At 39.2% G+C, this 24,916-nt stretch carries 25 protein-coding genes; 5 read left to right on the top strand and 20 right to left on the bottom strand.

The features are described from left to right. From HDF25_RS25980 to HDF25_RS06670, 8 genes are all read right to left on the bottom strand, one after another. A partial coding sequence (locus tag HDF25_RS25980) for a class I lanthipeptide (protein ID WP_221450872.1) occupies positions 1-93 on the bottom strand: 93 nt, incomplete at its 3' end. Positions 94-127: 34 nt separating this feature from the next. Further along, the gene (locus HDF25_RS06700; RefSeq protein WP_184623961.1) at positions 128-295 is read right to left on the bottom strand and encodes a class I lanthipeptide; all 168 of its coding nucleotides are present in this window, start codon (positions 293-295) and stop codon (positions 128-130) included. A gap of 34 nt (positions 296-329) precedes the next feature. Further along, the gene (locus HDF25_RS06695; protein WP_184623960.1) at positions 330-497 is read right to left on the bottom strand and encodes a class I lanthipeptide; all 168 of its coding nucleotides are present in this window, start codon (positions 495-497) and stop codon (positions 330-332) included. A gap of 60 nt (positions 498-557) precedes the next feature. Beyond that, entirely contained in the window at positions 558-710 is a 153-nt protein-coding gene (locus tag HDF25_RS06690) for a hypothetical protein (RefSeq protein WP_184623959.1), read from the bottom strand. 5 nt (positions 711-715) lie between these two features. Beyond that, entirely contained in the window at positions 716-871 is a 156-nt protein-coding gene (locus HDF25_RS06685; protein WP_184623958.1) for a hypothetical protein, read from the bottom strand. Positions 872-1,297: 426 nt separating this feature from the next. After that, the gene (locus HDF25_RS06680; protein ID WP_184623957.1) at positions 1,298-1,711 is read right to left on the bottom strand and encodes a DUF6691 family protein; all 414 of its coding nucleotides are present in this window, start codon (positions 1,709-1,711) and stop codon (positions 1,298-1,300) included. A 7-nt stretch (positions 1,712-1,718) separates the two neighbouring features. Further along, positions 1,719-2,279: a YeeE/YedE family protein gene (locus HDF25_RS06675; RefSeq protein ID WP_184623956.1), complete on the bottom strand. Its 561-nt coding sequence runs from the start codon at positions 2,277-2,279 to the stop codon at positions 1,719-1,721. 41 nt (positions 2,280-2,320) lie between these two features. Next, a complete protein-coding gene (locus HDF25_RS06670; protein ID WP_184623955.1) occupies positions 2,321-4,717 on the bottom strand; it encodes a TonB-dependent receptor domain-containing protein in 2,397 nt (798 codons plus the stop codon). A 234-nt stretch (positions 4,718-4,951) separates the two neighbouring features. Between HDF25_RS06670 and HDF25_RS06665 the strand changes: the two genes are divergently transcribed. Genes HDF25_RS06665 through HDF25_RS06655 form a run of 3 tightly spaced genes read left to right on the top strand, consistent with a single transcriptional unit; the run spans position 4,952 to position 9,796 of the window. Continuing rightward, a complete protein-coding gene (locus HDF25_RS06665; protein ID WP_184623954.1) occupies positions 4,952-7,777 on the top strand; it encodes a TonB-dependent receptor in 2,826 nt (941 codons plus the stop codon). A gap of 35 nt (positions 7,778-7,812) precedes the next feature. Further along, a complete protein-coding gene (locus HDF25_RS06660; protein WP_184623953.1) occupies positions 7,813-9,237 on the top strand; it encodes a hypothetical protein in 1,425 nt (474 codons plus the stop codon). 10 nt (positions 9,238-9,247) lie between these two features. Beyond that, on the top strand, positions 9,248-9,796 hold the full coding sequence (locus HDF25_RS06655) for a histidine phosphatase family protein (protein WP_184623952.1): 549 nt from the start codon (positions 9,248-9,250) through the stop codon (positions 9,794-9,796). A 60-nt stretch (positions 9,797-9,856) separates the two neighbouring features. Here HDF25_RS06655 and HDF25_RS06650 read toward each other — a convergent pair whose 3' ends face one another. The 4 genes from HDF25_RS06650 to HDF25_RS06635 all read right to left on the bottom strand — a co-directional run bounded on the left by HDF25_RS06650 (position 9,857) and on the right by HDF25_RS06635 (position 12,967). Beyond that, positions 9,857-10,330 (bottom strand): Dps family protein, encoded by a 474-nt coding sequence (locus tag HDF25_RS06650; RefSeq protein ID WP_184623951.1) that lies wholly within the window; start codon positions 10,328-10,330, stop codon positions 9,857-9,859. A gap of 73 nt (positions 10,331-10,403) precedes the next feature. Further along, on the bottom strand, positions 10,404-11,594 hold the full coding sequence (locus HDF25_RS06645; protein WP_184623950.1) for a DUF2252 domain-containing protein: 1,191 nt from the start codon (positions 11,592-11,594) through the stop codon (positions 10,404-10,406). 24 nt (positions 11,595-11,618) lie between these two features. Next, the gene (locus tag HDF25_RS06640; RefSeq protein ID WP_184623949.1) at positions 11,619-12,281 is read right to left on the bottom strand and encodes an MgtC/SapB family protein; all 663 of its coding nucleotides are present in this window, start codon (positions 12,279-12,281) and stop codon (positions 11,619-11,621) included. Positions 12,282-12,385: 104 nt separating this feature from the next. Then, positions 12,386-12,967: a tRNA-(ms[2]io[6]A)-hydroxylase gene (locus HDF25_RS06635; protein ID WP_184623948.1), complete on the bottom strand. Its 582-nt coding sequence runs from the start codon at positions 12,965-12,967 to the stop codon at positions 12,386-12,388. A gap of 98 nt (positions 12,968-13,065) precedes the next feature. Here HDF25_RS06635 and HDF25_RS06630 point away from each other — a divergent pair, with 98 nt between their 5' ends. Beyond that, on the top strand, positions 13,066-14,295 hold the full coding sequence (locus HDF25_RS06630) for a glycosyltransferase family 4 protein (protein WP_184623947.1): 1,230 nt from the start codon (positions 13,066-13,068) through the stop codon (positions 14,293-14,295). Position 14,296: 1 nt separating this feature from the next. Here HDF25_RS06630 and HDF25_RS06625 read toward each other — a convergent pair whose 3' ends face one another. From HDF25_RS06625 to HDF25_RS06595, 7 genes are all read right to left on the bottom strand, one after another. Then, positions 14,297-15,211, bottom strand: a complete 915-nt coding sequence (locus HDF25_RS06625) for a cation diffusion facilitator family transporter (RefSeq protein ID WP_184623946.1) — start codon at positions 15,209-15,211, stop codon at positions 14,297-14,299. Positions 15,212-15,220: 9 nt separating this feature from the next. Then, positions 15,221-17,425 (bottom strand): PAS domain S-box protein, encoded by a 2,205-nt coding sequence (locus HDF25_RS06620; RefSeq protein ID WP_184623945.1) that lies wholly within the window; start codon positions 17,423-17,425, stop codon positions 15,221-15,223. Positions 17,426-17,505: 80 nt separating this feature from the next. Further along, positions 17,506-18,408 (bottom strand): metallophosphoesterase family protein, encoded by a 903-nt coding sequence (locus tag HDF25_RS06615; RefSeq protein ID WP_184623944.1) that lies wholly within the window; start codon positions 18,406-18,408, stop codon positions 17,506-17,508. Between the two features lie 61 nt (positions 18,409-18,469). Further along, positions 18,470-19,510, bottom strand: a complete 1,041-nt coding sequence (locus HDF25_RS06610) for an LLM class flavin-dependent oxidoreductase (protein ID WP_221450868.1) — start codon at positions 19,508-19,510, stop codon at positions 18,470-18,472. A gap of 26 nt (positions 19,511-19,536) precedes the next feature. After that, positions 19,537-20,292 (bottom strand): LytR/AlgR family response regulator transcription factor, encoded by a 756-nt coding sequence (locus tag HDF25_RS06605; RefSeq protein ID WP_184623943.1) that lies wholly within the window; start codon positions 20,290-20,292, stop codon positions 19,537-19,539. Continuing rightward, complete coding sequence (locus HDF25_RS06600) at positions 20,285-21,370, bottom strand: sensor histidine kinase (RefSeq protein ID WP_184623942.1); 1,086 nt, start codon at positions 21,368-21,370, stop codon at positions 20,285-20,287. Before HDF25_RS06600 ends, HDF25_RS06605 begins: the two co-directional genes overlap by 8 nt. A 6-nt stretch (positions 21,371-21,376) precedes the next feature. Then, the gene (locus HDF25_RS06595) at positions 21,377-22,018 is read right to left on the bottom strand and encodes a hypothetical protein (protein WP_184623941.1); all 642 of its coding nucleotides are present in this window, start codon (positions 22,016-22,018) and stop codon (positions 21,377-21,379) included. Between the two features lie 260 nt (positions 22,019-22,278). Between HDF25_RS06595 and HDF25_RS06590 the strand changes: the two genes are divergently transcribed. Next, on the top strand, positions 22,279-24,297 hold the full coding sequence (locus HDF25_RS06590; protein WP_184623940.1) for a beta-N-acetylhexosaminidase: 2,019 nt from the start codon (positions 22,279-22,281) through the stop codon (positions 24,295-24,297). A 41-nt stretch (positions 24,298-24,338) separates the two neighbouring features. Here HDF25_RS06590 and HDF25_RS06585 read toward each other — a convergent pair whose 3' ends face one another. Then, positions 24,339-24,908, bottom strand: a complete 570-nt coding sequence (locus tag HDF25_RS06585; RefSeq protein WP_184623939.1) for a DUF6620 family protein — start codon at positions 24,906-24,908, stop codon at positions 24,339-24,341. Between the last annotated feature and the right edge of the window lie 8 nt (positions 24,909-24,916).

Raw genomic sequence — 24,916 nt, 5'->3', positions numbered from 1 at the left:
TCCGCCTTCTAATTCTTTCAATTGATCATCATTCAGTTTTGAAATGATTTCTTTGTCTAACTGTACTTTTTCTGATAGATTTACCTTTTTCATCTTGTTAAATTTTAATGGTTAAAAATTGTGTTGATTAGCTTTCTGCTTCAATTGTTTTGCTTGCACAAGAGTTGTTTCCTCCGATACATGAAAGCTCTCTTTCAGCAGCTCCGCCTTCTAATTCTTTCAATTGATCATCATTCAGTTTTGAAATGATTTCTTTGTCTAACTGTACTTTTTCTGATAGATTTACCTTTTTCATCTTGTTGAATTTTAATGGTTAAAAATTGTGTTGACTAGCTTTCTGCTTCGATTGTTTTGCTTGCACAAGAGTTGTTTCCTCCGATACATGAAAGTTCTTTTTCAGCAGCTCCGCCTTCTAATTCTTTCAATTGATCATCATTCAGTTTTGAAATGATTTCTTTGTCTAACTGTACTTTTTCTGATAGGTTTACTTTTTTCATTTTATTTATTTTTAAGGTTTAAGATTGTTTCATTTATGTTGTTTCAAACTTTAATGACTATTAGTTTTCTTCTTCTTTTCCAACAAATAAGTGTTCTATTTCCAGAAAACTTACTGTATTGCTATCTCCGCCACCACCCATTATCATATTCAATTCATTTTCATTAAAAGCGTTGAATTCGCTATTGTCGAGGTCAAAAAAATCATTTCTCATAATCATTATAATATAATTCCACTTGAAGATGTCATTGTTTGTGTATCGGGCATTGTATTATCAAAACCCGGGTTTTGATTACTTAATAAATTAACTGCGAACTTTCCAATTATTTCTTTTTGAATCTTAACAGTTTCAGTTTTGTAAATTTTCTTTTTCATAATATTTTAGTTAATTATTGGTTGATCAAATCACTTGTTCTCTTTTGTTGAAACAAATATGTCCGATTATTTTTCCTTAAAAATATTTCTTCGACCAAAGTGAAAGTTTATAGTACAAAAGCAGCTTTTAATTATTTTTCATCAGTTTATATTTGTCTTTTAGCGGTTATGAAGCGATCATGATTCCATATTTAATCGTTATGTGATTTGAGAAATCATGATGGTTTCTACCGATGAATAGGGCATAAAGCATCGATAAAAAGCAATTTTCAGAAAAGAAAAAGAAGAAATACTTACCTGAAATACAGGACTAAAACCTGTTATATCAAAGTCAGGAATCGATTCCTAAAGAATTCAGGAATTAAAAAGAATGCCCCGGCCGAAAGAATCAACCGGGGCATAAGCGCCATAATAAGAAGATATTAGCTAGTGAGGTAACCGTGTTTTTAACACACCATAAGTATAAGTTCCGATCAGTGCCCCTAAGATCACGACCAGCATGACCAGGTAGCCCTGACCCAGCAGTACAAAAACAGGCCCCGGACAAGCACCTGTCAGAGCCCAGCCCAATCCGAAAATAGTCCCTCCAAAAAGATATCGTTTCCAGGATTTGTCTTTATCCTGGAAAAGGATAGGTTGCCCCTGATCATCTTTGCCTTTCATTTTTTTAACCAGCCAGGTAAAGGCCACTCCCGAAATTACGGCAGTACCGATGATCCCGAATAGATGAAAAGACTGAAATCTGAACATTTCCTGTATCCGGTACCAGGATACCGCTTCGGATTTACTCATGACTATACCAAAGAAAACTCCGGTTAGTATATATTTTAAAAACTTCATCAGGATGCTATTGAAATAACAATGGATAAATAAAATGAGTGGTTATCAGACCGCCAATAAAAAAACCTATTACGGCAATCAATGAAGGCATTTGTAAGTTTGACAGACCACTAATAGCATGGCCCGAGGTACATCCCCCGGCATAGCGGCTGCCAAACCCGATCAGAAAACCTCCGCCGAGAAAGATAAACAGCCCCTTTACTGTCAAAAGAAATTGCCAGTTAAACAATTGTGCCGGAACAATCTGCCCGTCAAACTGAATATGCATTTTCTGCAAATCGGTAATTGTGGCCTCCGATAAGTTTAATGGAGTGCCCGACTGCAGCCAGTGAGAAGAAATAAAACCTCCGATCACAGATCCTGCCAGGAACAATAGATTCCATCGCTGGCTTTTCCACTCAAAATTAAAAAAGCTGTTCCATTTACCAGCGCCAGCTATTGTACAAAGCGTTCGTAAGTTTGAAGAAAATCCAAAGGACTTACCAAAATAAACCAATAACATCATCACCACAGTGATTGCTAAACCAGAGAAGTACCAGGGCCAGGGCTGGCTGATCAAATCTATCATAACCTTATAATTTCAGCATCAAAGATAAAAGAATTCAGGCCTTACAGACTGTTATCAAACTGCATGTCCTTCTTTTTCTTCACTACTCCAAAATTATAACTGAAACCGAGATAAATGATCCGTGAATTACTTATCGTTTTCACATGCTGTATCAGGTACAGGCTCTGTAAGTTTGCTTCCTGTCTTTGCGTTTTAAATACATCAGATACTGTAAGATATATAGATGCCTTTTTATTCAAAACGTCTCTTTTTGCCCCTAAGTTCATAACATAACTAGGTAAATACTTTCCCTGTGGAGTTAAACGGGCCGATTTATAAGTAGAATTGAGCTGAAAGGTAGTTAACGTATTTAAACTATAACTGGCATTTAAATTAGCAGTCCAGGTTACTGTCGATTTTTTATTGCTATACCCCAGATTAGATGCATCTATCTGGTTATAAAAAATATTTGGAGTGAAATTGACGATCAGTTTATCCTGAATATTAGCAGAAACCACGACATCGGCACCAAAAGCACGGTCATTGGCCAGATTCTGCTGGCGCGTAACCAGTACAGAATCATTCAGCGGTTCAGTGATTGCGGTAAACCGGTTAACGGTATACCGGTAATAAATACCCGGTAAAAGACTTATTCCATTTTTGCTCCATTTATAACCTGCTTCCACAGAATTAATAATCTCTGGCAAAAGATATGGATTGCCTACCCTGATATTTGTAGGATCAGCATATTCAGCAAATGGGTTCAGGTCATCAGCTTGTGGTCTTCTGACCCTGCGGCTGTAATTCAGTTGTAATTCTTTATTTTCCGCCACCTTATAACTCAGATGCAGGGTTGGATAGATTTTAAAATAATGATTCGGAATGTCAACTCCGGTGGTAATCAGATGTGAATCAATATTACTATACTCACCCCTGACGCCCAGCATCATTGTCATTTGGTGATAAGCCTGTGTAAACGTTCCATAAACTGCCTGTATATTCTCTTTATAAATGAAATGATTGGTCTTCTGAACATCTGGTACAAACTGTTGAACTGCCGGATTATAAAACGCACCTGAGAAATCCAGATCATGTTTATTGAACTGTCCGTCATATCCTGCCTCCAGTTTACTATCCTTAGATAAGGGATTTTCGTAAGCGACAGCAACCTGTCTGATATCTGCTGTCTGTTTGATCAGCGTATTATCCATTTCATCAGCAATAGCAGGCATCCGGTAAACGTTGCTGTAATGATTATCTTCTGATTCAGGAGAATGGGCAAGGTTTGCTTCAAAACGTATTTTATGATCTTCCTTTTTAAAACCATGTTCAAAATAAAATGCTCCGTCAGTAGATTTTTCCTGTTCAAAATTTTTCCTGAACCGGTCATAATCCTGATTACCGACAGGGTTGTTAACCAATTTATTGGTCACATCATCTTTATGCAGATTCCTCAAATAAAAATTACCCGTCAAACCGAAACTGTTCTTTTTATCAATTGTATAATCAAATCCCAGGTTTGCTATATTAGAAAACGGATGTGCTCTTGCTGTTAAAAAATCATGATAAGTACCAGATACTCCAGTCTGCTGGTTAATTTGTGTCCGGTCATTGGTGGTTGTCCTCAACCGGTCATCCTGTTTAATACTATAAGACCCGAACAGGTTCAGTTTACCTGTATTATAATTAAGTGAAGTACTCGTATTGTAACGTCCCCTGTCCCCAAGATTGCCCGTTACTGTTCCATTAAGTCCGCGTTTTACATTTTTCTTGAGTACAATATTAATGATCCCTCCTGTCCCGTCTGGTTTATACTTCGCTGAAGGGTTTGTAATCACCTCTATTTTTTCTATACTATTTGCTGGCAACTGTTGTAATACCGCCGCAGCATTTGTCCCCATTAAGGGGGATACTTTACCATTGATCAGAATGGTGACTGTAGAATTCCTTAAACTTACATTTCCATCAATATCTACCTGTACCAGAGGTACATTTTGCAGGACATCACTGGCAGAACCCGATTTTGCCATCATATCCTGATCTACATTATAAACCTTCTTATCAATCGAATTCACATAGACCATCTTCTTTGAACTTACCGTCACTTCCTGAAGTGTATGATCAGGATTATCGAGCATAATATTCTCCCTGATGTTCCGGTGCAGGTTATTCACTAAAAAAGATGATGTCTTATAATTATTATAACCTATATAAGTGGCCTGAACATAATAATTCCCATCAGGAATTGATTTAAAAGTATAAGCACCATGATCATCTGTAACCTCATGTCTGATGACTGTATTGTTCTGTTGATTTTTCAGGATGACATTGACAAAGGCTAAAGGTTTTTTAGATTTTAACTCAGTCACAGTACCCGATACCGAACCGGCAGACTGACCAAAGACAAAAAAAGGAATAGAAAAAAGGATTAGAAAACTGAATACGTAAAGTTTCTGCATGAATAAGAATTAAATTTTCCGCATAAATACGATTGAATTCTGAATTGAATTTGTAGTTGACTGATCCTTGTTAAAATCAGCAGTAGTCTGCTATATGAATTGTTTAAAAATGGTTTTACGTCTTCCAATATTAACCTAATATTATGTTTACGTTACTGATCTGTGCACAGTTATAAAAATCAGATTTCCTCCAGATTTCAACTGCTCTCTTTGCATAAAAATTAATCATTGTTCATGAAACACCTTTACTTAATCCACAAATCATTATTATTTCTGTCCTTCGGACTGCTGTTTACGCTCAGCTCCATGGCACAAACTATCAAAGTAAAAGTAACAGATTCCAAATCCGGAGAACCATTGATTGGAGCTACAATTAAACTGACACGGGGAAAGTCAACTAAGGTAGCTTCTGCTAATTTAACCGGCTCCTATTCTTTTGAAGATGTACATCCAGGGCCTTATAAAGTAAGTGTTGACTTTGTTGGTTACAAACCATCTCAAGTATTTGAAGGTACACTCGCCATTAACCAGACTAAACTCATCAACGTTCCTTTAAACGATGCCAGCATTGACATGGATGAGACTATGATTACGGGTCACGCCAATAAAGAAACTGACCGTTCTGCACGTGGCCTGGAAAAGAACGCTCCAATGATCCAGAATATTCTTTCAGCCAATACTATCCAGCTTTTGCCGGATGTTACAGTGGCTAATGCCTTACAACGTGTAAGTGGTGTAACCATACAGCGTTCATCAAGCGGAGAAGGCAGATATGCAATTATCCGCGGAATGGATCAGCGTTATAATACAACATTGGTTAATGGTATCAAAATACCGAGTCCGGACAACCAGTATCGTTTCGTACCTATGGATATCTTTCCTTCAGAGATGCTGGAAAGACTCGAAGTGATTAAAGCCCTTACTCCAAGTATGGAAGGAGATGCAATAGGTGGTGTAATGAACCTGGCCATGAAAAGTGCACCTGACAGATTTGTATTCAGTGCAAACATTTCAGGCGGTCTGTCGACTCTGTTCTCATCTTCCAGACCGTTTACAAATTTTAATGCTTCACCAAACCGGAACTCCCCTGCTGCTGTCAACGGTAATGATTACGCTGCTACGTATAGTGATTTCAATAACAGGGCGCTCAGCAGCCAGAGAAATGCTTCCAGTCCATTCAGTTCAACAGCAGGACTCACCATTGGAGATAGGTTTTTAGATGGTAAACTGGGTGTAATTGTATCAGCAAGTTATCAGAATATCTACCGTGGATCTGATTCTAAACAGCTTACACCAAACGCACAGCCTTCGGCAATCCCTTTGCCTAACTCACCTCAGTTTTCCGATTCCTACGACAGAAAATATTCTACGCAGACACAACGCTTCGGTATTCACAATAAAATTGACTATATCATAGATGATAACAATAAACTGTCCCTGTACAATTTATACATCCATCAGAATGAATTTGAGTCAAGACTAAGCGCTGATACACTCGGTCTGGGATTAAATTCAACTAATTTAAACAAACAGATTACCCTGTCACAGAGAAATACACTGACTCAGCAAAGCATTTATAATGCGACCCTGCATGGTGATCATAAACTAAGCGACAAACTACGTTTTAACTGGGATGGTGTATACTCTATCGCCAGCAGACATATGCCGGACAGAACCGAGTTTACTTATGATGCCAATCAATCTTTAGATAATAATCATAATATAATTGCTGAAATTGATAACAATACTCATCTAACCCATCATTGGGAGGACAATACAGATAAAGATATTGCGGGTTATGGTAACCTGATCTATAATCATACTATTGCCGGGCGTGATGTAGAATTTGCAATAGGAGGTTTATACCGCCATAAAAACCGGAATGCAGATTATATCACCTATAGCCTGACCGGTGGTAAATCTACTTTGTTCAATGATAATTTCAGTGCAATCCCATTTGCATTTAATTCTGCTGCAGACGGAATCGGAAGTAACAATCCCGATTTACAAAACAATTATTCCGTTAAAGAAGATGATAACGCAGAATATCTTCAGTTAAAATTTAATGTTATTCCTAAACTTCAGGTTTTAGGTGGTGTACGTGTAGAAAACACCAATATGTCCTATGCTACTCAATCTCCTCTTACGGTTACACAGAGATCGGGAAAAATGCTCTATACCGATGTATTGCCAAGTCTTCATTTAAAATATACCTTATCTGACAACCAGAATCTGCGTGCTTCCTATTTTGCCTCCATCAGCCGTCCGGGTTTTGGTGAACTGGTACCCTACAAAATTGCAGGTCAGTATTATGACGAAGAAGGAAACCCCAACCTGAAACATATCACTGCCGATAATGCCGATGTCAGATATGAATTTTTCCCAGGTGGTTCAGATCAGTTTTTAATAGGTTCCTTCTATAAAAGGATTTATAATCCGATTGAGTATTTTGTTGTCAGAGATGGTGGCCCTAGTTCACAGGTAATTAAACCACAGAATGATCCTGGTGCAGCGACCAACTACGGTTTTGAAGCATTGGCTACCAAATTTTTCGGAGAAATTGGTTTCTCGCTGAACTACACTTACACACACTCCAGGATTACAACAAGCAAATTGCTTTATTTCAACGATCCTGTACTAGGTTTACAGCAATCATTTGTAGATCAGACACGTCCATTACAAGGACAGGCCAATAACGTAGGTAATGCTTCTATACTTTATAAAAGCAGTGATCTGGGACTTGATATACAACTAGCCTTCGTTTACACAGGCGAAAGATTAGCTCAGGTTTCTCCATATTACAACCTTGATTTCTACCAGCATGCCTATAACCAGCTAGATTTTTCATTTGAGAAAACATTGATTAAGAAACTATCATTTTATGGAAAAATCAACAATATAACCAATGCAGCAAGCAAAATATACCTGAAGTTTCCACATGCAAGTCTGGATGCTAAACAACAGGAATTTTTGGCTAAACAAGATATAAGCAATCAGACATTGGTACAGAGTGATTATTACAAAACGATGTTTCTGGGTGGTTTCAGATACAAATTCTAACAAATAGCGATTTCAATTATAAAAAACATATTCTAATGAAAAGAATACTCATCCCAATTATGCTGTTTGTGGTAGCAGCATCTTTTACTGCATGTCAGAAATGGAAAGGAGAACACACAGATATCTATAGTTACACTCCTCCGGCTGCAAATCCGGTAAGTGATAAAGTCCCTCTCTCTTGTAACGGAGGAAGTACAGTAGCCCCTGTAAAAGGCACTATGCTTTCCGGAAAAACCTATACCGTTTCAGATGGATGTGATTTAGTAATTAATGCAGGAGATACCTTACTGATGCAGCCAGGAGTTACTTTAAATATGGGACTTAAAAGCAGTCTGATCGTATTGGGTACATTAGTGAGTAATGGTTCCAAAGACCAGCCAAACTATATCTCCATTCCCGGAGTAGTTAAAAATGATCAGCCTGGTGGATTAACATCCGCACTAGATCCTGCTTATGCAGGAAAATGGAAAGGAATTATTGGTGGTCCTACCTGTAACTTAATGGTATTAAGGTGGACACATGTAGAGTATGCTGGTTTAACCGAAGGACAAGCAACAGCTACCATAGCTGGTTCTGGTGCAGGAAATCAATACAGCATCCTGTTTGCCAATTATAAAGGAAACTTCATTATGGAAGATTCCTGGTTATATGGTGGTGTCGATGATCCGGTTCGTATTTCAGCGGGTAAAATTGCCATCTTCCGTAATACCTTTGAAAAAAACGGGTCTAATGGAGGCGATTGTTTAAATGCAAAAGGTGGTACAGTAGGAACAATGGCTTATAACCTCTTCATCGGTACAGCTACCAACGGACAAAAAGCTTCCAATAAAGGACAAGCCACCGGTGCACCACAGACTAATCTGGTGATGTATAACAATACCTTTATCAGTGGCGGATACCGTCAGACCCAAAGCGGTCGCGGTGGATGTATCAATTACGAAGAAGGTGCGATGGGTATGTATTATAATAACGTGGCGATCAACTGCAAATATGGTTATCGTGTTGTTGGAAGCCCTATAGCAGATATTGCCCATTTATCTTATGGAAATAACTATCAGTGGGCCGACTCAGTGAGTGTAGCCAACCAGTTTTACCCTACCGGTTATATTACCAAACCACAAACTACAGACATCCCTTCCATCAGTACATCCGCAAATTATCTTCCACCTAATTATACACCCGGAGCGATCTACAACGGAGCTGATGCTGTACAAAAAAACAATCCTATGTTCCTTAACTTTCCGTTACCAACAAGCGGACATCCTCTGGCTCAATATTCGGCAGTTGGAACTTACAATTTCAGGATACTGGCAAGCTCTCCTTTAATTGGTAAAGGAAATACAACTATTAAACCTCTAATTGTGGTGCCTCTGGATAAAGTTTACGGTTTATCCGATCCGACTTTACCAGGTGCAGACCTTGGCTGTTATCAATTAAGTGGTATAGGAAATCAACACTAATAAAAATAAAATGAAAAAAATAATAACCATGCTGGTGATACTTACAGCATTCAGCCGATATACTGCTTCTGCTCAATCCAATGAGCTGAGAATTGTATTTATCCGTCACGGTGAGAAGCCTGTTAAAGGAGATAACCTCAACTGCCAGGGATTAAACAGGTCTATGAAATTACCAGTGGTAATTCAGGCTAAATTTGGTGTACCAGCCTTTACATTCGTTCCTTCAATTGGTTTGGGCGAATCAACCAAACATTCCAGGATGTTTCAAACGGTAATGCCTTTAGCGGCCAAATACAATCTGGTCATCAACAGTAGTCATCAGGAACGTGATTCTCTGGGTATTGCTTCGGATCTGAAAAGCAGAACCGGCACAGTACTGATCTTATGGGAGCATAAAGGGATTGCCCCTATCGTCAGAAGCCTGGGTGTAAAAGATGATCAGCTACAATGGCCTGACAACGATTATGATAGCATCTGGATTGTCACTTTTAAAGATGGAGTGGCCGTACTCACAAGGGATAAAGAAAACATCAAACCTGCAGAAGGATGTGATTTCTAAAAATTTTATCCTATAAAAAAAGAGGTCTGAATTTAAGTTTCAGACCTCTTTTTTTATATACTATTTCAAATGCGAACGAAGCATCCAGGCCATTTCTTCATGATCCTGTAATAAACCCGTGATAAAATCACTTGTACCCAGATCATGATACTCATCAGCAAATGGATTAATGTTCCCTCTTACAAACTCAATAATGCTGGAATGGTCTTCTACCAACTCCCTGATATAATCTAAACTGGTATTCTGCCGGTCATTAGCCTCTGTTAAATGGGTTAGCTTAAGAAATTGGGTTAAAGTCCCTGGCGCATAATGACCTATCTTCCGTATTCTTTCCGCCACACTATCCATTAACTCATCCAGTTTTATATACTGGGCTTCAAAAAATAGATGCATGGTATGAAAGTCCGGCCCTTCCACATTCCAGTGTGCATTTCTTGTTTTTGTATAAAGAACAAACTCATCAGCCAGTAATTTGGCTAATTGTTCAGAAACCGCTTTAGTGTTTTCTTCTTTAATTCCAATCTTTGCTTTCATATTATAGTTTTGCTTAGTTATTAAACTATAATTACCGGCAGATTGTTTTTAAATCAGACGCACAGGCCGAAATTTATTCCCCAAGCCTCCAGTTCATATATTCCTTATAATCCTTTTTCACCTGTTCCGCATAATTTGTAGCATAAGCTATTAATGGCTTATGCCATTTATCCTGATGCGCGAAAGCCGTTAATTCATCATTAATTGCTGACCCCTGGATCCCACTGCTTCGTAATTGTGCTGCAGCAGTTAATATGGCCATATCCATTAATACACATTTCAGATCTTTGACATTCCCGGCCAGAGACTCAAAGTTTATTTTGTCTGCCGATGGCTGCATTTCCTGTAACACATAAGTATTATCTTTAAAATTTGTGGTACTCAATAAAGCTGGTGATACATTTTGCATCCGGTATTTAGTCGTGATCATCCGCTCAGCATCTGAAGTCCATTTCGGCTGAGGGACTTTATTATAAGGTGCAAGTGATGAGGTAGTTCCCTGCTTGAGTTCAACCAGTAAAAACTTATCTTTTTTCTTAGTGCCCTGCAATAAAAACATATACCGTTTTAAGCCGATACTTCCTGTACCAGCCACACGAAATGCGGCATCTTTGACCTTATAATTATTAGGCCATGCAGGTGTCTTTTCTAACCAGTCTGTGATATGCACTATCAGTTCGCCTTTTAATTTTTTATCTATTTTAAAATGGGTTAGATTATCAATTTTTATATCCAGTTTTTTAACCCCTCCAGTGATTTTACTGATCAGCTCTTTTTCTTTTCTGAGTTCAATTCCGTTCAGAAAACTTTTCACTGTTCCATCCGCTGTCCTTGGATCAATATAATAGGCTTTACCAGTTTTTAGCGTTTCGGCATATTTAGTCAGGAAGGCAGAGACCATCTCATCAGCTAAGGTCTTTTTTAATTTGAGCGTATCAAAAGCGACATAGATACTTGTTAAAACCCTGGCCAGCTCCCAGTTTAGAGGACTTAACATTGATTCATCGAAATCATTCAGATCAAAGTAAACCTGACGGTTATTCCCTTTAAAACTTCCGAAATTCTCGAGATGTAAATCACCGCAGATCCAGACCAGAGGAGAGGTAGGAAACCCCTTTGCCTTGACCAGATCTTCATAAAAAAGGTGACAGGTACCTCTAAAAAAACGAAAGGGACTTTCGGCCATAGCCTTGTATTTCAACTGAACCATATCCGGGATCAGGGGGGCATTGAATTTTTCAATTCTATCTACAATAGTATTCATTTCTGTTAAGGTTAATACTAAAAATTACCACTCAAAAGATTGAACAGTCTCCTGCTCTAATAACCAGTCATTAAACACCACTAATTTGCTCCCCTTTCCTGTTACCTGCATTTCCAGTGTAATTTGTTCCCCTGACCGCAACACCTTGGTATTGTTCGTCCGGAGGTTTAAGGTTCTAAGCTGATGATGTATCGGACCAGAAGGATACTGATCCTTAAAAACGATGATATAATCACGATGCTGGAAGCGATAATCTATCCAGAACTGGATAAAATCCATCGCGTACAGAATAATTAATGACAAGCCCAGTGAAATAACAGCCAATTGGTATTCACCGATGCCAATCAGCATACCAATAGCCGCAGCCACCCAGATGGATGCTGCAGTAGTAATACCGGAAACATTTATAGTATTACGGAATATGACACCAGCTCCTAAAAAACCTACACCGGTAATGATATTGGCCGCAATCCGGTCGCGGTTATCAGTTACCCCCAGCAAGTAAGAGCAAATTGTAAAAATGGTTGAGCCAAAACAGATTAGCGCAAGGGTACGGAACCCTGCCGATTTGCCGCGGATTTCTCTCTCAAAACCAAGAATACTTCCAAACAGGACTGATAAAAATACTTTTAATATTTCACCACCATATAAATGGGTCGAAGAAAGATTGATGAGCTCAGCTGGCATATCCTCTGATAATTAAATAATTAAAATTCTTCAGGCACAGTCTTTTATCCAATTTCCGGTTATTTTCGCAGATCACCAAATCTGTTTTTCTATTTAGTGCCTATTTAGCCATGGATAGCCTCTTTATTTCCGAAGTTCTGAATCAGTTCACCTTCAAACTCCAGCCATTCCTTCCATCTTTTATCTACATCCACATCGATTGTATATTTACGGGCAAAATTCAGAAATGTAGTATAATGACCGGCTTCCGAAACCATTAAATCATGATAAAATTTAGCCAGTTCCTGATCTTTGATATTCAATGACAGTACCCGGAAACGCTCACAGCTTCTCGCCTCTATCATAGCAGCAAATAAAAGACGATCGATAAAAGCAGAGTTCCGGCTCCCGTCCCTGCGACTGAATTTCACTAAACGACCTACGTAATCGTCCTTACGCTCACGACCCAGTGTATAACCACGTTGTTTGATAATATCTACAACCATCTGGAAATGCTGCATCTCTTCAATCGCAATAGCCGTCAGTTCTTCCACTAAATCTAAATACTCAGAATTATTTGCAATCAATGTAATTGCATTAGTTGCAGCTTTTTGTTCGCACCAGGCATGATCGGTCAGTATCTCTTCTAAATTCGATTCTGCGATATTTGCCCAACGCGGGTCTGTCAATAATTTTAATCCAAGCATGAGATAATTTTAATTTCTTCCAGACAAAATTAGGAATAATCACAGAGGGTTTTAAAATTGTGTATTAAAAACCTCTATTTTGCATAAATTTTAAAGGAATGCATCAAAAAAGAGTATTGATTATCGGATTGGTATGGCCTGAACCAACTTCATCAGCGGCAGGGACAAGGATGATCCAGTTAGTCAATTTATTTCTAACTGAGTCCTGTCAGGTTTTTTTTGTTTCTGCAGCCTCTAAAAGTGAGTTCAGTTTTGACTTCGGAAAAATAAATGTGACGGAAAAGGAAATCAAATTAAATGATGACAGCTTTAACACTTTTCTAAAAGAACTTAATCCTGAAATTGTACTTTTTGATCGCTTCATGACCGAGGAACAATACGGTTGGAGAGTACAGCAGGAATGCCCTGATGCCCTGCGTATATTAGACACGGAGGATCTTCATTCACTGCGTCAGGCCAGACAACAGGCCCTAAAAAATGGCCATACCACAATTGATTTCTACACAGATCTAGCTAAACGCGAAATCGCCTCTATACTCCGCTGCGATTTATCATTAATCATTTCAGAAACCGAAATGAATATCCTGCGGATCCAATATAAAATAGATCCGTCATTAATCTGTTATCTGCCATTTTTAGAAGAAGAGATTACCCCTGAAATCAGTCAGCACTGGAATAGTTTTGAACAGCGGGAAGGATTCGTATTTATTGGTAATTTTTTACACGAACCCAACTGGCATACCCTTCAAACCTTAAAAACAAAGGTCTGGCCTTTGTTAAGAAAAAAACTCCCAAGGGCAATCCTTCATATCTACGGTGCCTATACTTCCCAAAAAGTATTGCAGCTAAATAATGAAAAGGAAAATTTCCATGTGCACGGCCGTGCAAAAGATGCAAGGGAAATCATTGCAAATCATAGAATACTGCTTGCCCCCATCCAGTTTGGTGCTGGTGTAAAGGGGAAATTTATAGACGCCATGCAAACTGGCACCCCATCTGTGACTACTACCATAGGTGCAGAAGCCATGAAAGGTGAACTGGACTGGAACGGTGTTATTACCGATGATCCCGAAGTCTTTGTTCATCAGGCTGCCAGACTCTATGAGGATAAAGACTGGTGGCTGCAATGTCAGCAGAACGGAATTCAATTGATTAACGCCCGTTATGGCAGACGACAGTTCAGTACTTCTTTTACAGAAAGAGTAAAGAACTTATTCAGTAATTTAAAGACTCATCGTAATCATAATTTTATCGGACAGATTCTTTTACATCATACAGTAAATAGTGTCAGATACCTCTCCCTATGGATTGAAGAAAAAAATAAGTAATCTAATTGCAATGAAGCTGCTGACAACGTTCAGTTTCTGATTCTGTTTCGAGCGTAACATGTTGGATATTCATATGTTCCAGGGCATGTTTTAGCTTATCCTTGGTCTTTGTGATAGTTTCCACCGGCAGATTATCTGCAAAAACAACATGCGCGGTCAATGCATTTTCTACCGTACTGATTGCCCAAACATGAATATGATGCACATCTCTGACTTCTGCAACTTTTAGAAAAGCAGTTTTAACTTCATCCAGATGGATATCATCAGGAACACCATCCATTGATAAGCGCATACTCGTTTTCAACAGGTTCCAGGTAGAATAAAGAATGAAACACGCAATCAGTATACTCACTATACTATCTATCCTATAAAAGCCTGTAAAATAAATAATGATACCAGCAATGACAATACCAGCTGATACCAATGCATCAGACATCAGGTGCAGGTAAGCGCTCTTTACATTAATGTCCTTCTCTTTGTTTTTCATAAACAGCAGTCCGGTAGCTGTATTGATTACAATACCAATACCTGCTACAATAGATACTGTTAGTCCTGGTAACGGTTCAGGATGCCAGATATGCAGGATAGCTTCGTATAAAATTACACCAACAGAGATTAACAATATCATCGCGTTAAAGAGAGAAGCCAGAATAGATACCTTCCGGTAACCATAAGAGTGTTTCTCATCTGCTTTCACTTTCAATAACCTGAAAGCCAGCAGGGACAAAGCCAGCGCACCAACATCACCAAGGTTATGACCGGCATCAGAAAGCAGAGAAAGAGAATGAACGGAGAGCCCGACCACCACTTCAATGACAACAAATAAGAAATTTAAAATAATTCCGATTATAAACGCCCTGTTTATATTTTCCAGTTTTACACTATGGTCGTGGTGATGGTGATGATCGTGTCCCATAACTTATAATTATCCGGGTATAGTAAAATAAAAAGTACTGCCAACTCCCTGTTCACTTTCAACGGTAATCTCCCCGCCATGTTTAAGTACAAAGTCATAGCAAAGATCCAGCCCCAATCCTGTCCCTTTTTCACCAGAGGTTCCGTAAGTAGTATAATTTGAGTTTTTATCAAAGAGTTCTCTTATTTTTTCTTCAGGTATTCCCTGTCCGTTATCAGTAACGGAGAACCTCACGCCTTTACCAACGGTAATCGCTTTCACTAAAATATGACCGCCGCTTGCCGTAAACTTAACTGCATTAGAAATTAAATTCCGGATAATGGTCTCGAGCATCCCCCGGTCAGCCATGACAGCCAGGCCTTCTCCGACAGACAAGGAAATACCAATTCCTTTTTTCTGGGCCATTGGTAAGATGAGCTGTATACATTTCTGAATCAGGCCTGCTATATCACTGACTTCAACAGGGTTAAAGCTCACCGAATTAAACTGCGACTTCGCCCATGTCAGTAAATCTTCCAGCAATTCATTGGCATGAGAAAGTTCCTGCTGCATCATAAAGAGATATTCATGCAATTCATCTGCAGAAGTAGATTCAAATCCCATTAAAGTAAGATCCAGGAGCTGCAAACTTCCGGATATAGGATTTCTCAGATCATGACCAATAATGGACAATAACCTGTTTTTCTGCTCATTGGAAGCAGTCAACTCTGTATTTAAGGCTTTAAGCGCATTTTCCTGGAATTTCCTGGTAGTCACATCCCGCATACTTCCTTCGGTCCCAGTAATTTTGCCATTTTCTATAATTAACCTGGCATTGACCGAAGCATAACGCAATTCCTCATTGCTTGTTTTTAACCTTACCTCAAAATCGATCACAGATTTCTCTGTTCTTAATATTTCAACGATCCTTTCCCTGTCCTGAAGATAATAATAGAAATCAGTCACAGGATGGCCTATAATCTGACCCCGGAGATAACCTGAATATTGTTCTATAGATGGACTGACTTCAGTTACCAGACCTTGCTGATTAGTCTGGTAAAATACATCCTGCACATTTTCAAAAATAGTACGGTACTTTTTCTCACTCAGATACAGATCTTCTTCTATCTCTTTCCTTTTCGTAATATCTTCGATCTGAGAAACATAGTGGAGAGGGTTTCCCATGCTGTCATTTAACATCGTTACAGAGACCACAACCCAGATCACCGTTCCATTTTTATGGATATATCTTTTTTCGACCTTTACATTTTCGGTTGTTCCATCGGCCAGATCCTTTAAATAAGCCATACTCAGCGCCAAATCATCCGGATGTGTAATATCTTGAATATGTAACAGTTGTAATTCCACTTCTGTATAACCCAATATTTTACACAAACTGCTATTTGCCCTGATCCATCTTCCTTCAGGGGTGATTAAGGCCATACCAATCAGAGAATGTTCAAATGCCTGTTTAAATTGGGCATCACTCTGATACAGGTCTTCCTCTAATTGTTTGTTCTTAGTAATGTCAAAACTAATCGCACCAACTATATTTCCTTCTCCCTGCGCGTCAAGAAATGGAAACTTGTAGGTTTTGAAGTACTGCAGATGTCCTTGCTGATCCCTGATGGTCTGGTAAAACTCCATATTCTGTCGGGTGCGCAAAACTTCGAGATTGTTTGCATGTGCACTCTGGGCTATATCCAGCCCAAATATCTCTTCACTTTTTTTACCGAGAACCTCTTCCGATAAGTTAAGGGTTTCCAGAAAATTTTTGTTAGCGTACTTCAGGACATTCTGATCATCCATCATCCAGCAAAGTCCTGGAAAATAATCCATGAACAACTGGAATCGCTTTTCATTTAAGCTGATATTCTTTTTTTCGGTAATGTCCTCACTATACAACATCAGTCCACCAATCCTGCCTTCCTCCGTCAACCAGGGTCTGGCTTCCCATCGTAGCCACGAGGTACAGCCATCAGAACGGTTAAACCGATGCTCTTTGACAGCCTGTTGTCTTTTGCCCTTCAGGCATTCTTCCAGCAGGCACCACCATTGTTCGTCCATATGAGGGAAAACTTCAGTGTAGCTTTTTTCAATAAGTTCAATGCCTTCATGTCCATGAGTAGCAACCCATTTTTCAGAAACAGCAAGAAATTTCATTTCCAGATCTACAATAGCCATAGCTACTGGTACAACAGCAATAATATTTTTCAAATCCAGTGGAAATCTCATGGAATCAGGTTACTCGATATTAAATATAAAAAAGCTTTAATATAAAACACCCAGTTCTATAGAAATCGGTGAAATTCTACTTAATAGTTAATGTATTTCTCCGTAAAACTACCATCTGCATACAAATCAAGCAAACCATATCCCGCTGCGGTCTCCCTCCTGTTCCCTTTCCACCAGGCCCCACTGACAGAGCCATTACAGATATAGGTCACATCGTTGTAAACGACTTTATCACGCAGGTGAATATGACCACTTAAACAAAGCTTAACATTCGGGTGCTTATAGAAAAGACCGATTATTTTAGCATTATCGGTATGCATATCGCCCCCAAGCATCACCCATTTATTTACAGTATCATCCTCGATCAGGTTAGTTGCTGTTAAAATCGGAATATGTGACATCACCAAAACAGGAACCAAAGGATCAGTGTTTTTCAATTCCTGTTCCAGCCAGGCAAACTGCTCATCCCCTAATTTACCGATATACCAGGTATTATCTATATCCAGGTGAACACTATCCAGGATGATGAATTTCCATCCTGCTTTTTTAAAACTATAATAGGGTTTAGTTAGACTCAACTGCTCCAAAGCATATTTTTTGCCATATAAAGGTTCTCCCTTATCTTTTTCATCCCACCAGATATCGTGATTTCCGAGACAATAATGAATGGGTAAGGCACATTCATTTTTGATAATGGAATGTGTCAGTTTCCATTGTGCTTCAATCGCCTGAAGATTTTCCTTATTCATATCAAAGACCACATCCCCTCCATTCAGGATCAGGTCCACTTTAGGATGTTGCTGCTGTACATGATGTAAACACCTGGTATATCTTTCTGGCGCTCCCAGATCATTCTTCAGATGTACGTCTGTTAAATGTGCAACTCTTAAAACGGGCTGTGTTGCTGTCTTTACACCGGCAAACCCAATAGCAGGCAATACCAGCAATCCACCGATATTTTTAAGCGCTTTTCTTCTTTCCATTTTGTCAATAAATCTCGTTCCAAAATTAGCTTTCTCCTATAAGCAAGAAGTTAACCCAGCATCAAGAATAGATCAAATTACAATTGCACAAAGATTTTACCTGTTTACCCAATAAAGTTATAGCATTCAGTATTTTTGCCTGTGGTAATGCTGCCTGATCCATCTGGAAAGTTACCCTGTTGACACCCCCGAGAGCCTTACTATGATGAAGAATTTTTTGCGCCACTTCTTCGGGACTTCCAACTAGCAGCGCACCTGTTGGACCAGCCTGCGCATCAAACTGAGCTCGTGTTACCGGTGGCCATCCACGTTCTTTACCAATTTTAGTGAAAGTTTTTGCGTATCCCGGATAAAATTCATCCATAGCCTCTGCTGTTGTACCCGCCACATACCCCAGGGAATGTAATCCTACTTTTAGTTTTTCCGGGGCATGTCCCGCTCTTTTTCCTGCTTCCCTGTACAGATCAACCAATGGGCGAAACCGATGGGTTTCCCCACCGATAATGGCAACCATTAGTGGTAAACCTAATCTGCCTGCACGTACAAATGATTCTGGTGTACCTCCTACTCCTATCCAGATGGGTATTGGATCTTGCATCGGTCTGGGATAAATCGCCTGATTTTTGAGTGCAGGACGGAATTTCCCCGACCAGTTGATAATCTCATGCCCGCGGATCTGAAGCAAAAGGTCAAGCTTTTCTGAGAAAAGTGCATCATAATTCTCAATATCCAGACCAAATAATGGAAAAGACTCTGTAAACGAACCTCGTCCAACTACCATTTCTGCACGTCCCCTTGAAATCAGATCTAGTGTAGCGAAATTCTGGAACACCCGTACTGGATCTGCTGCACTCAAAACAGTTACCGCACTGGTTAGACGGATGCGCTTAGTCAACGCCGCAGCCGCAGCCAGAATAACCGCCGGTGCCGAATCCAGAAACTCTTTACGATGATGCTCACCGATACCAAATACATCCAGACCTGCCTCATCAGCATGTACTATTCTTTGAAGTAACTGTGCAATAGCATCTTCATTACTGATTACAGCAGGATCATCACCCGATGACCTGGCCGCGAAACTATCAATTCCAATCTCTATCATAATGCTTTTCTTAAGATAAATATTCTTTAAATATCAAAAATATCCTTTAGTACTGCATTATAACTCCTGCTCGAATTCAATTTTGTCTCTTTAAAATCATTCATGATAAAGAAAAAAGCCCCGTTAAAACCACGCCTAATTTCTTTAATCAATTCTGAATTGATAATAGTTCCTCTGTTAATTCTGACAAACTGATCCGGAAGTTTTTCTGCCAGTGAAGTAATCGTAAAATCTGTAAGATTCCGTTTCCCGTCAACCGTATTTAAAAACACATACTTTTCTTCAGCCTCAATATAGAGAAGGTCCTGAATTTTAACCAGCAGGATTCTGTCCCCTATTTTGACTGTCAGTGTTTTAATTTCCTTTTTAACCTGTAGTTGTTTCAGCAGCAGGTCAAGTGGAATAGGATGGTCAGTGCCAGGCTGCAAAGACTGCAATCTGTTAACCGCTTTCGCTAAACGCTCATCTTCAACAGGTTTAAGCAGATAATCAACTGACTCCTCTTCAAAAGCTTTCACAGCATACTGATCATAGGCCGTAGTAAAAATCACCTTGGGTGGTTTACCCAATCGGCCAAGCATCTCAAAACCATTCAAAACCGGCATTTCTATATCTAGAAATATCAGATCCGGATTAAGTCTCTCTATTTGCTCTAAACCTTCAGCACCATTTGCAGCTTCACCAACTATGTTTATACATTCGTAGGGAGTAAGCAGTCTTTTTAATCGTTGTCTTGCCAGTTCTTCATCATCTATAATCAGGGTATTCCAGCACTTATTCATTTATAAAAGGGATAAAAATCGTAATCTGTTTGACAGGTTGGTTCGTAATCTGTACTTCATAATCTTCATTATAAAGCAGTTTTAGTTTTTCGTATGTACTCTGCAAACCATAGCCGGTTTCCAGTTCATCAGGGAAAGGAACACCATTATCCCCAATCGTAATTATAATCTTATCGGTTTTCTGAACTCCAATCCGGAGTTCAGCACCATTGACCATATCTTTGAGCCCGTGTTTCAAGGCATTTTCAATCAGTGGTTGAATCAGAAATCTCGGGATTTTAGTTTTGATCAGTTCATTATCAACTGATAATATAAAATTGATCCGGTCTCCAAACCTCACCTTTTCTATGTCCAGGTAAGTACTGACAATCTCCATCTCCTCTTCTACAGTCACCAGGCTTTCCTGATTCTGATTGATACTATATCTGAATAATTTAGAAAGCTGTATGGTCATACGCTCTGCTTTATCTGGATTTTCATGAATCAGACTCGCAATTGCATTTAAAGAGTTGTACAAAAAATGAGGATTAATCTTGGATTGCAGTGTAGCCAGCTCAGCCCGGGTTTTCATCTGGCTGAGCCGGAGAACCGCAATATCTTTCTCCCGTAATTTTGTTTGCATGACTCTTTTCTGAAAAGTATAAACATAGATAACAGTACATATAATGATGACAATCATGATACTGGACCTGGCTTCTTCCAGGTGAAAAAAGTGATATTCATGATTAAAGATCCATGCCTGCATCAGGTAGATCACTTCTATCGCGACCAGCATACCAATGATACTTGAAAGATAATATACGACCAGAAAAAGCCATCCCTTTTCGTTAGTCAGTTTCAACAGTCTCTGCGAAATAAAAATGCTGTTTATAATGCAAAAGGTTATGACAATACTAAATATCAGTTGAAAAAAGAGAGATCTAAGATTAATCCACTCTCCCTTAAAGGCACAGTTTAAAAGATAAAGAACCAGTCCGATACCCATCCCACTGACCAATCCATAACCATTTACCTTATACCACTTTTTACTGGAGAAATTATTTATTGAAGCTTCCTGATGCTGAACACGATCTGACATACCTGACTAATTACACTTTGCTACTAATTTTACTGCCAAATCTGCTCCCCAGTTTGGATCAACTGCTTTTACTGGCTTAAAGGTAGCAAATTTTGAAACTGCTGTTTCCAGCAATGACTTAGCTTTTGCCGGTCCGCCACCATAAGCTTCAGGAGTATAATAGATATCCTGTCCTTTAATTAAATAGATCCGTGGATTTTCAGGATTAATAGCCGCGGCCTTTTCCATCGATTCGGCAGATTCCGCCATGTAGTTCATTCTCGACATCGGACTAATACTCATCTTCATAAATTGAAGATAGCCTTTCAATGCATAAATTTCACTGTTATTTGCAGATATCGCATCGGCCTGATCAATTTCCAGCAAGGCTTTGTCCCAGTACTGGTCTTTTACTGCTTTATCTGTTGTGAGCAGACCTGCATACAGATTACAATATGCTGCATAATAAGATGGCGTCCATTCCTTGGTCGCGGTCTTTGCAATACTTTCAAAGTAAGTGGCTACTTTGGCTGCATCTTCAGAATTTTCAGCTTTTTTACACTGTTCAAGTCCCAATAATACAGAAGCTGGAAAATCTGATTTCTGGGCAAAGCAGTTCATTCCGGTAAAGACCAATAACAGCGTTAGTAATTTTGCTAGATTTTTCATTCGATTTTAGATTTTTAAGGGTTTATTTCGTACTGTAATTAAATCACAGTACGAATATGATAGTTGATCACCCTAAAAAAATGGCAAAGCCGACGAGTGGTAGAATTAAAGGGATGAATGGAATTCGGTCATATCCTCCTTTACGGGAAATTTCGTGCAAACGTTTGTGCATCATTATTTTATCCGTTAAACAGAATATTAAATAGCTTAGTCATAAGAAAACCATGCTTTAGCAAAAGATCACGCCTAAACTTTACCTGATGAAATCAAATCTATTATTTCTGCTTTTTAACGTTTTGTTTATTGCTGCATTTGCACAAAATAAGCCTGTCAATATTATTCCAAAACCCTCCCGGATAGAACAGTTGCCAGGAAGTTTCCGGTTCGGTAAACAAACAATCTTATACGCTCCTTCTTCAGGTAATCAGGAAATAAAAGCCGTTGTAAGTTTTTTTACACAGCTGATGATACCCGTAACAAAAATCACCCAGGGAAAAGAAGCGTCATCAAAGACAGGGATCATCTTTAAAATTAACCCTTCCCTGACCGATACCGGTGAAGAGGGCTACCATCTTACCATCACAAAATCACAGATTATCATTGAAGCTCAGGATGCAAAAGGCATATTTTACGGTATCGAGACCCTGCGTCAGTTATTACCTGCCGGAATAGAAAAAAGCAATCCCGATCAAAAAGTCTGGACTATTCCTTGTTTAGCTGTAACTGATAAACCCCGTTTCAAATGGAGAGGCTTTATGCTCGATGTTAGCCGGACCTTCTACAGTGCCGGTGTCGTTAAGAAATATCTCGACATCATGGCTTTATACAAACTCAACGTTTTCCATTTACATTTAACAGATGATCAGGGATGGAGAATAGAGATCAAAAAATACCCCAGACTAACCGAAAAAAAATCTACCGTTTTTGAAGACCGGTTTCAACAACCTGCTGTCCGAAGCGGATTTTATACGCAAGCGCAACTGCGCGATTTGGTAAAATATGCGAAAGAACGCAACATCACTATCGTTCCTGAAATTGATATCCCCGGACATAGCTGGCCAGCCATCATTGCCTATCCCGAATTAGGCAGCAATAAAAAGTTAGACCCACCTTATGTTTTTCCTTTCCTGGCTTCATGGGGCGTTTGGGGCAATCAGTTTACACCAAATTTATTTGACCCCAGCAATGAACAGCTATATACTTTTCTGGATGATGTTTTTAGTGAAATAGTCGATATCTTCCCTTCAAAATATATCCATTTTGGTGGGGATGAAGTCCGTCATGTCATCTGGGAGAAGGAACCCCGGATTCAGGAATTTATGAAAACCAAAGGCCTTAAAAACGGAAAAGAGCTACAATCTTATTTTGTAGCCCGGGTGATTAACATCATTAAATCAAAAGGGCGTCAGCCAATGGGCTGGAATGATATATTAGAAGGTGATCCCAATCAACTGGCAGGTACCGCAATGATGTCCTGGCTTGGTCAGGAGGCAATTATTGAAGCTGCTAAGGGCAAATTTGAAGTCGTAGGAACACCTAGTGATTACGTTTACTTTGATATCACCCAGGCCGACCGGAATGATGGTACGTTAAGTGATCTTGCCTATAGCAATATCAATTCATTGGATGTTGTATATAACTATAACCCTTCAGAAGGGTTAACTGCAGCGCAGGAAAAATATGTGCTGGGAGAACAGGCTAATATGTGGCCTGCGCTGGCACAGGATGTCAAAGACGTTAACGTACAATTGTTTCCCAGACTGATTGCCTTAGCAGAAGGTAGCTGGGTAGCTTTGAAAGACAAAAACATAGTAGATTTTAAGACCCGTTTAAAAGCACATTATCCAAGATTAAACAACCTGAAAGTAGACTACTATAAACCAGGGGGATATATCACAGGTAAATGGTCACCTCAGGATTTAACAACTGCCTATGTTTCGCACGAATGGGATGTAACCCGGAAAGTGTATACTAATGGCAGGGTCTATGCGGGCTTTTACTATACAAAAGGTAAAAATTATATGGATATCGCACAGGTTGACCTGCTGGAAAATGGGAAAGTAATTTCAAGTGATGTCCATGCAGGATTAGCTGATACCTTCAGAGGAACAAATAAGACCAAAACCTTTCAATATAACTTAAAGGTTGATCATTATAATCCTAAGTATAAATACACAATCAGAGCATTGATTAAAGGCAATCAAGGAACAGACTCCTATGGTAACTTTACTTTCAATTTAAGTCCTTATAAACCATTCGGGGTCGTAGAACCTGGTTAACGATGATGGGGACGGATTTTATCCAACCCGACCCCATCAAATTAAAACTCAATATCGTCAGCTAAATTCCCTCCCTGAGCCGCAGCAAACAGTTGTTCATATTTCTTTTTATAACCATCCTGTCTCCGGTTGTACCCTGCATAATCAGCCTGGATATCCTGATGGATCTGCCCGTTCCACAAAGAAGCCGCAATCTGGAAATCCCCAATAGAAATAGCATATTGATCTGCGATCCACTGGGCACCATCCAGTCCGTATTCGTAAGCTACCTGCCTGGCGACTTCCAGTTCCTGATAAAAATCCTTATCAGTTTTTATCTTTTCAATATTAGTTGTCCCTTGGGCCGAAACTTCAGCCTTTAAATTACTGAATTTGGGATTTTTATCAGCTTCACCAAAATACTGACCAAAAAGCGTTACAATATGAAAAGTCGAGTCTTGTTTCATACGCTCAGGCCAGAGCAGGCTGACTTCCTGCCATACCGGAAATTCTATTCCTAGAGCCTTTGCGACATCAGCTTCACTCAAACCGCTTCCTAATTTTGCGCATGCAGCACTGTAATCTTCTAAAGTAATACCGTGAATAGGTGTTAATAATGGATTCTCAGACATGTGATTTT

Origin of the sequence: Pedobacter cryoconitis, assembly GCF_014207135.1 — a bacterium.
Classification (GTDB): Bacteria; Bacteroidota; Bacteroidia; order Sphingobacteriales; family Sphingobacteriaceae; genus Pedobacter; species Pedobacter cryoconitis_D.
This window is presented reverse-complemented; position numbering and strand designations above follow the sequence as displayed.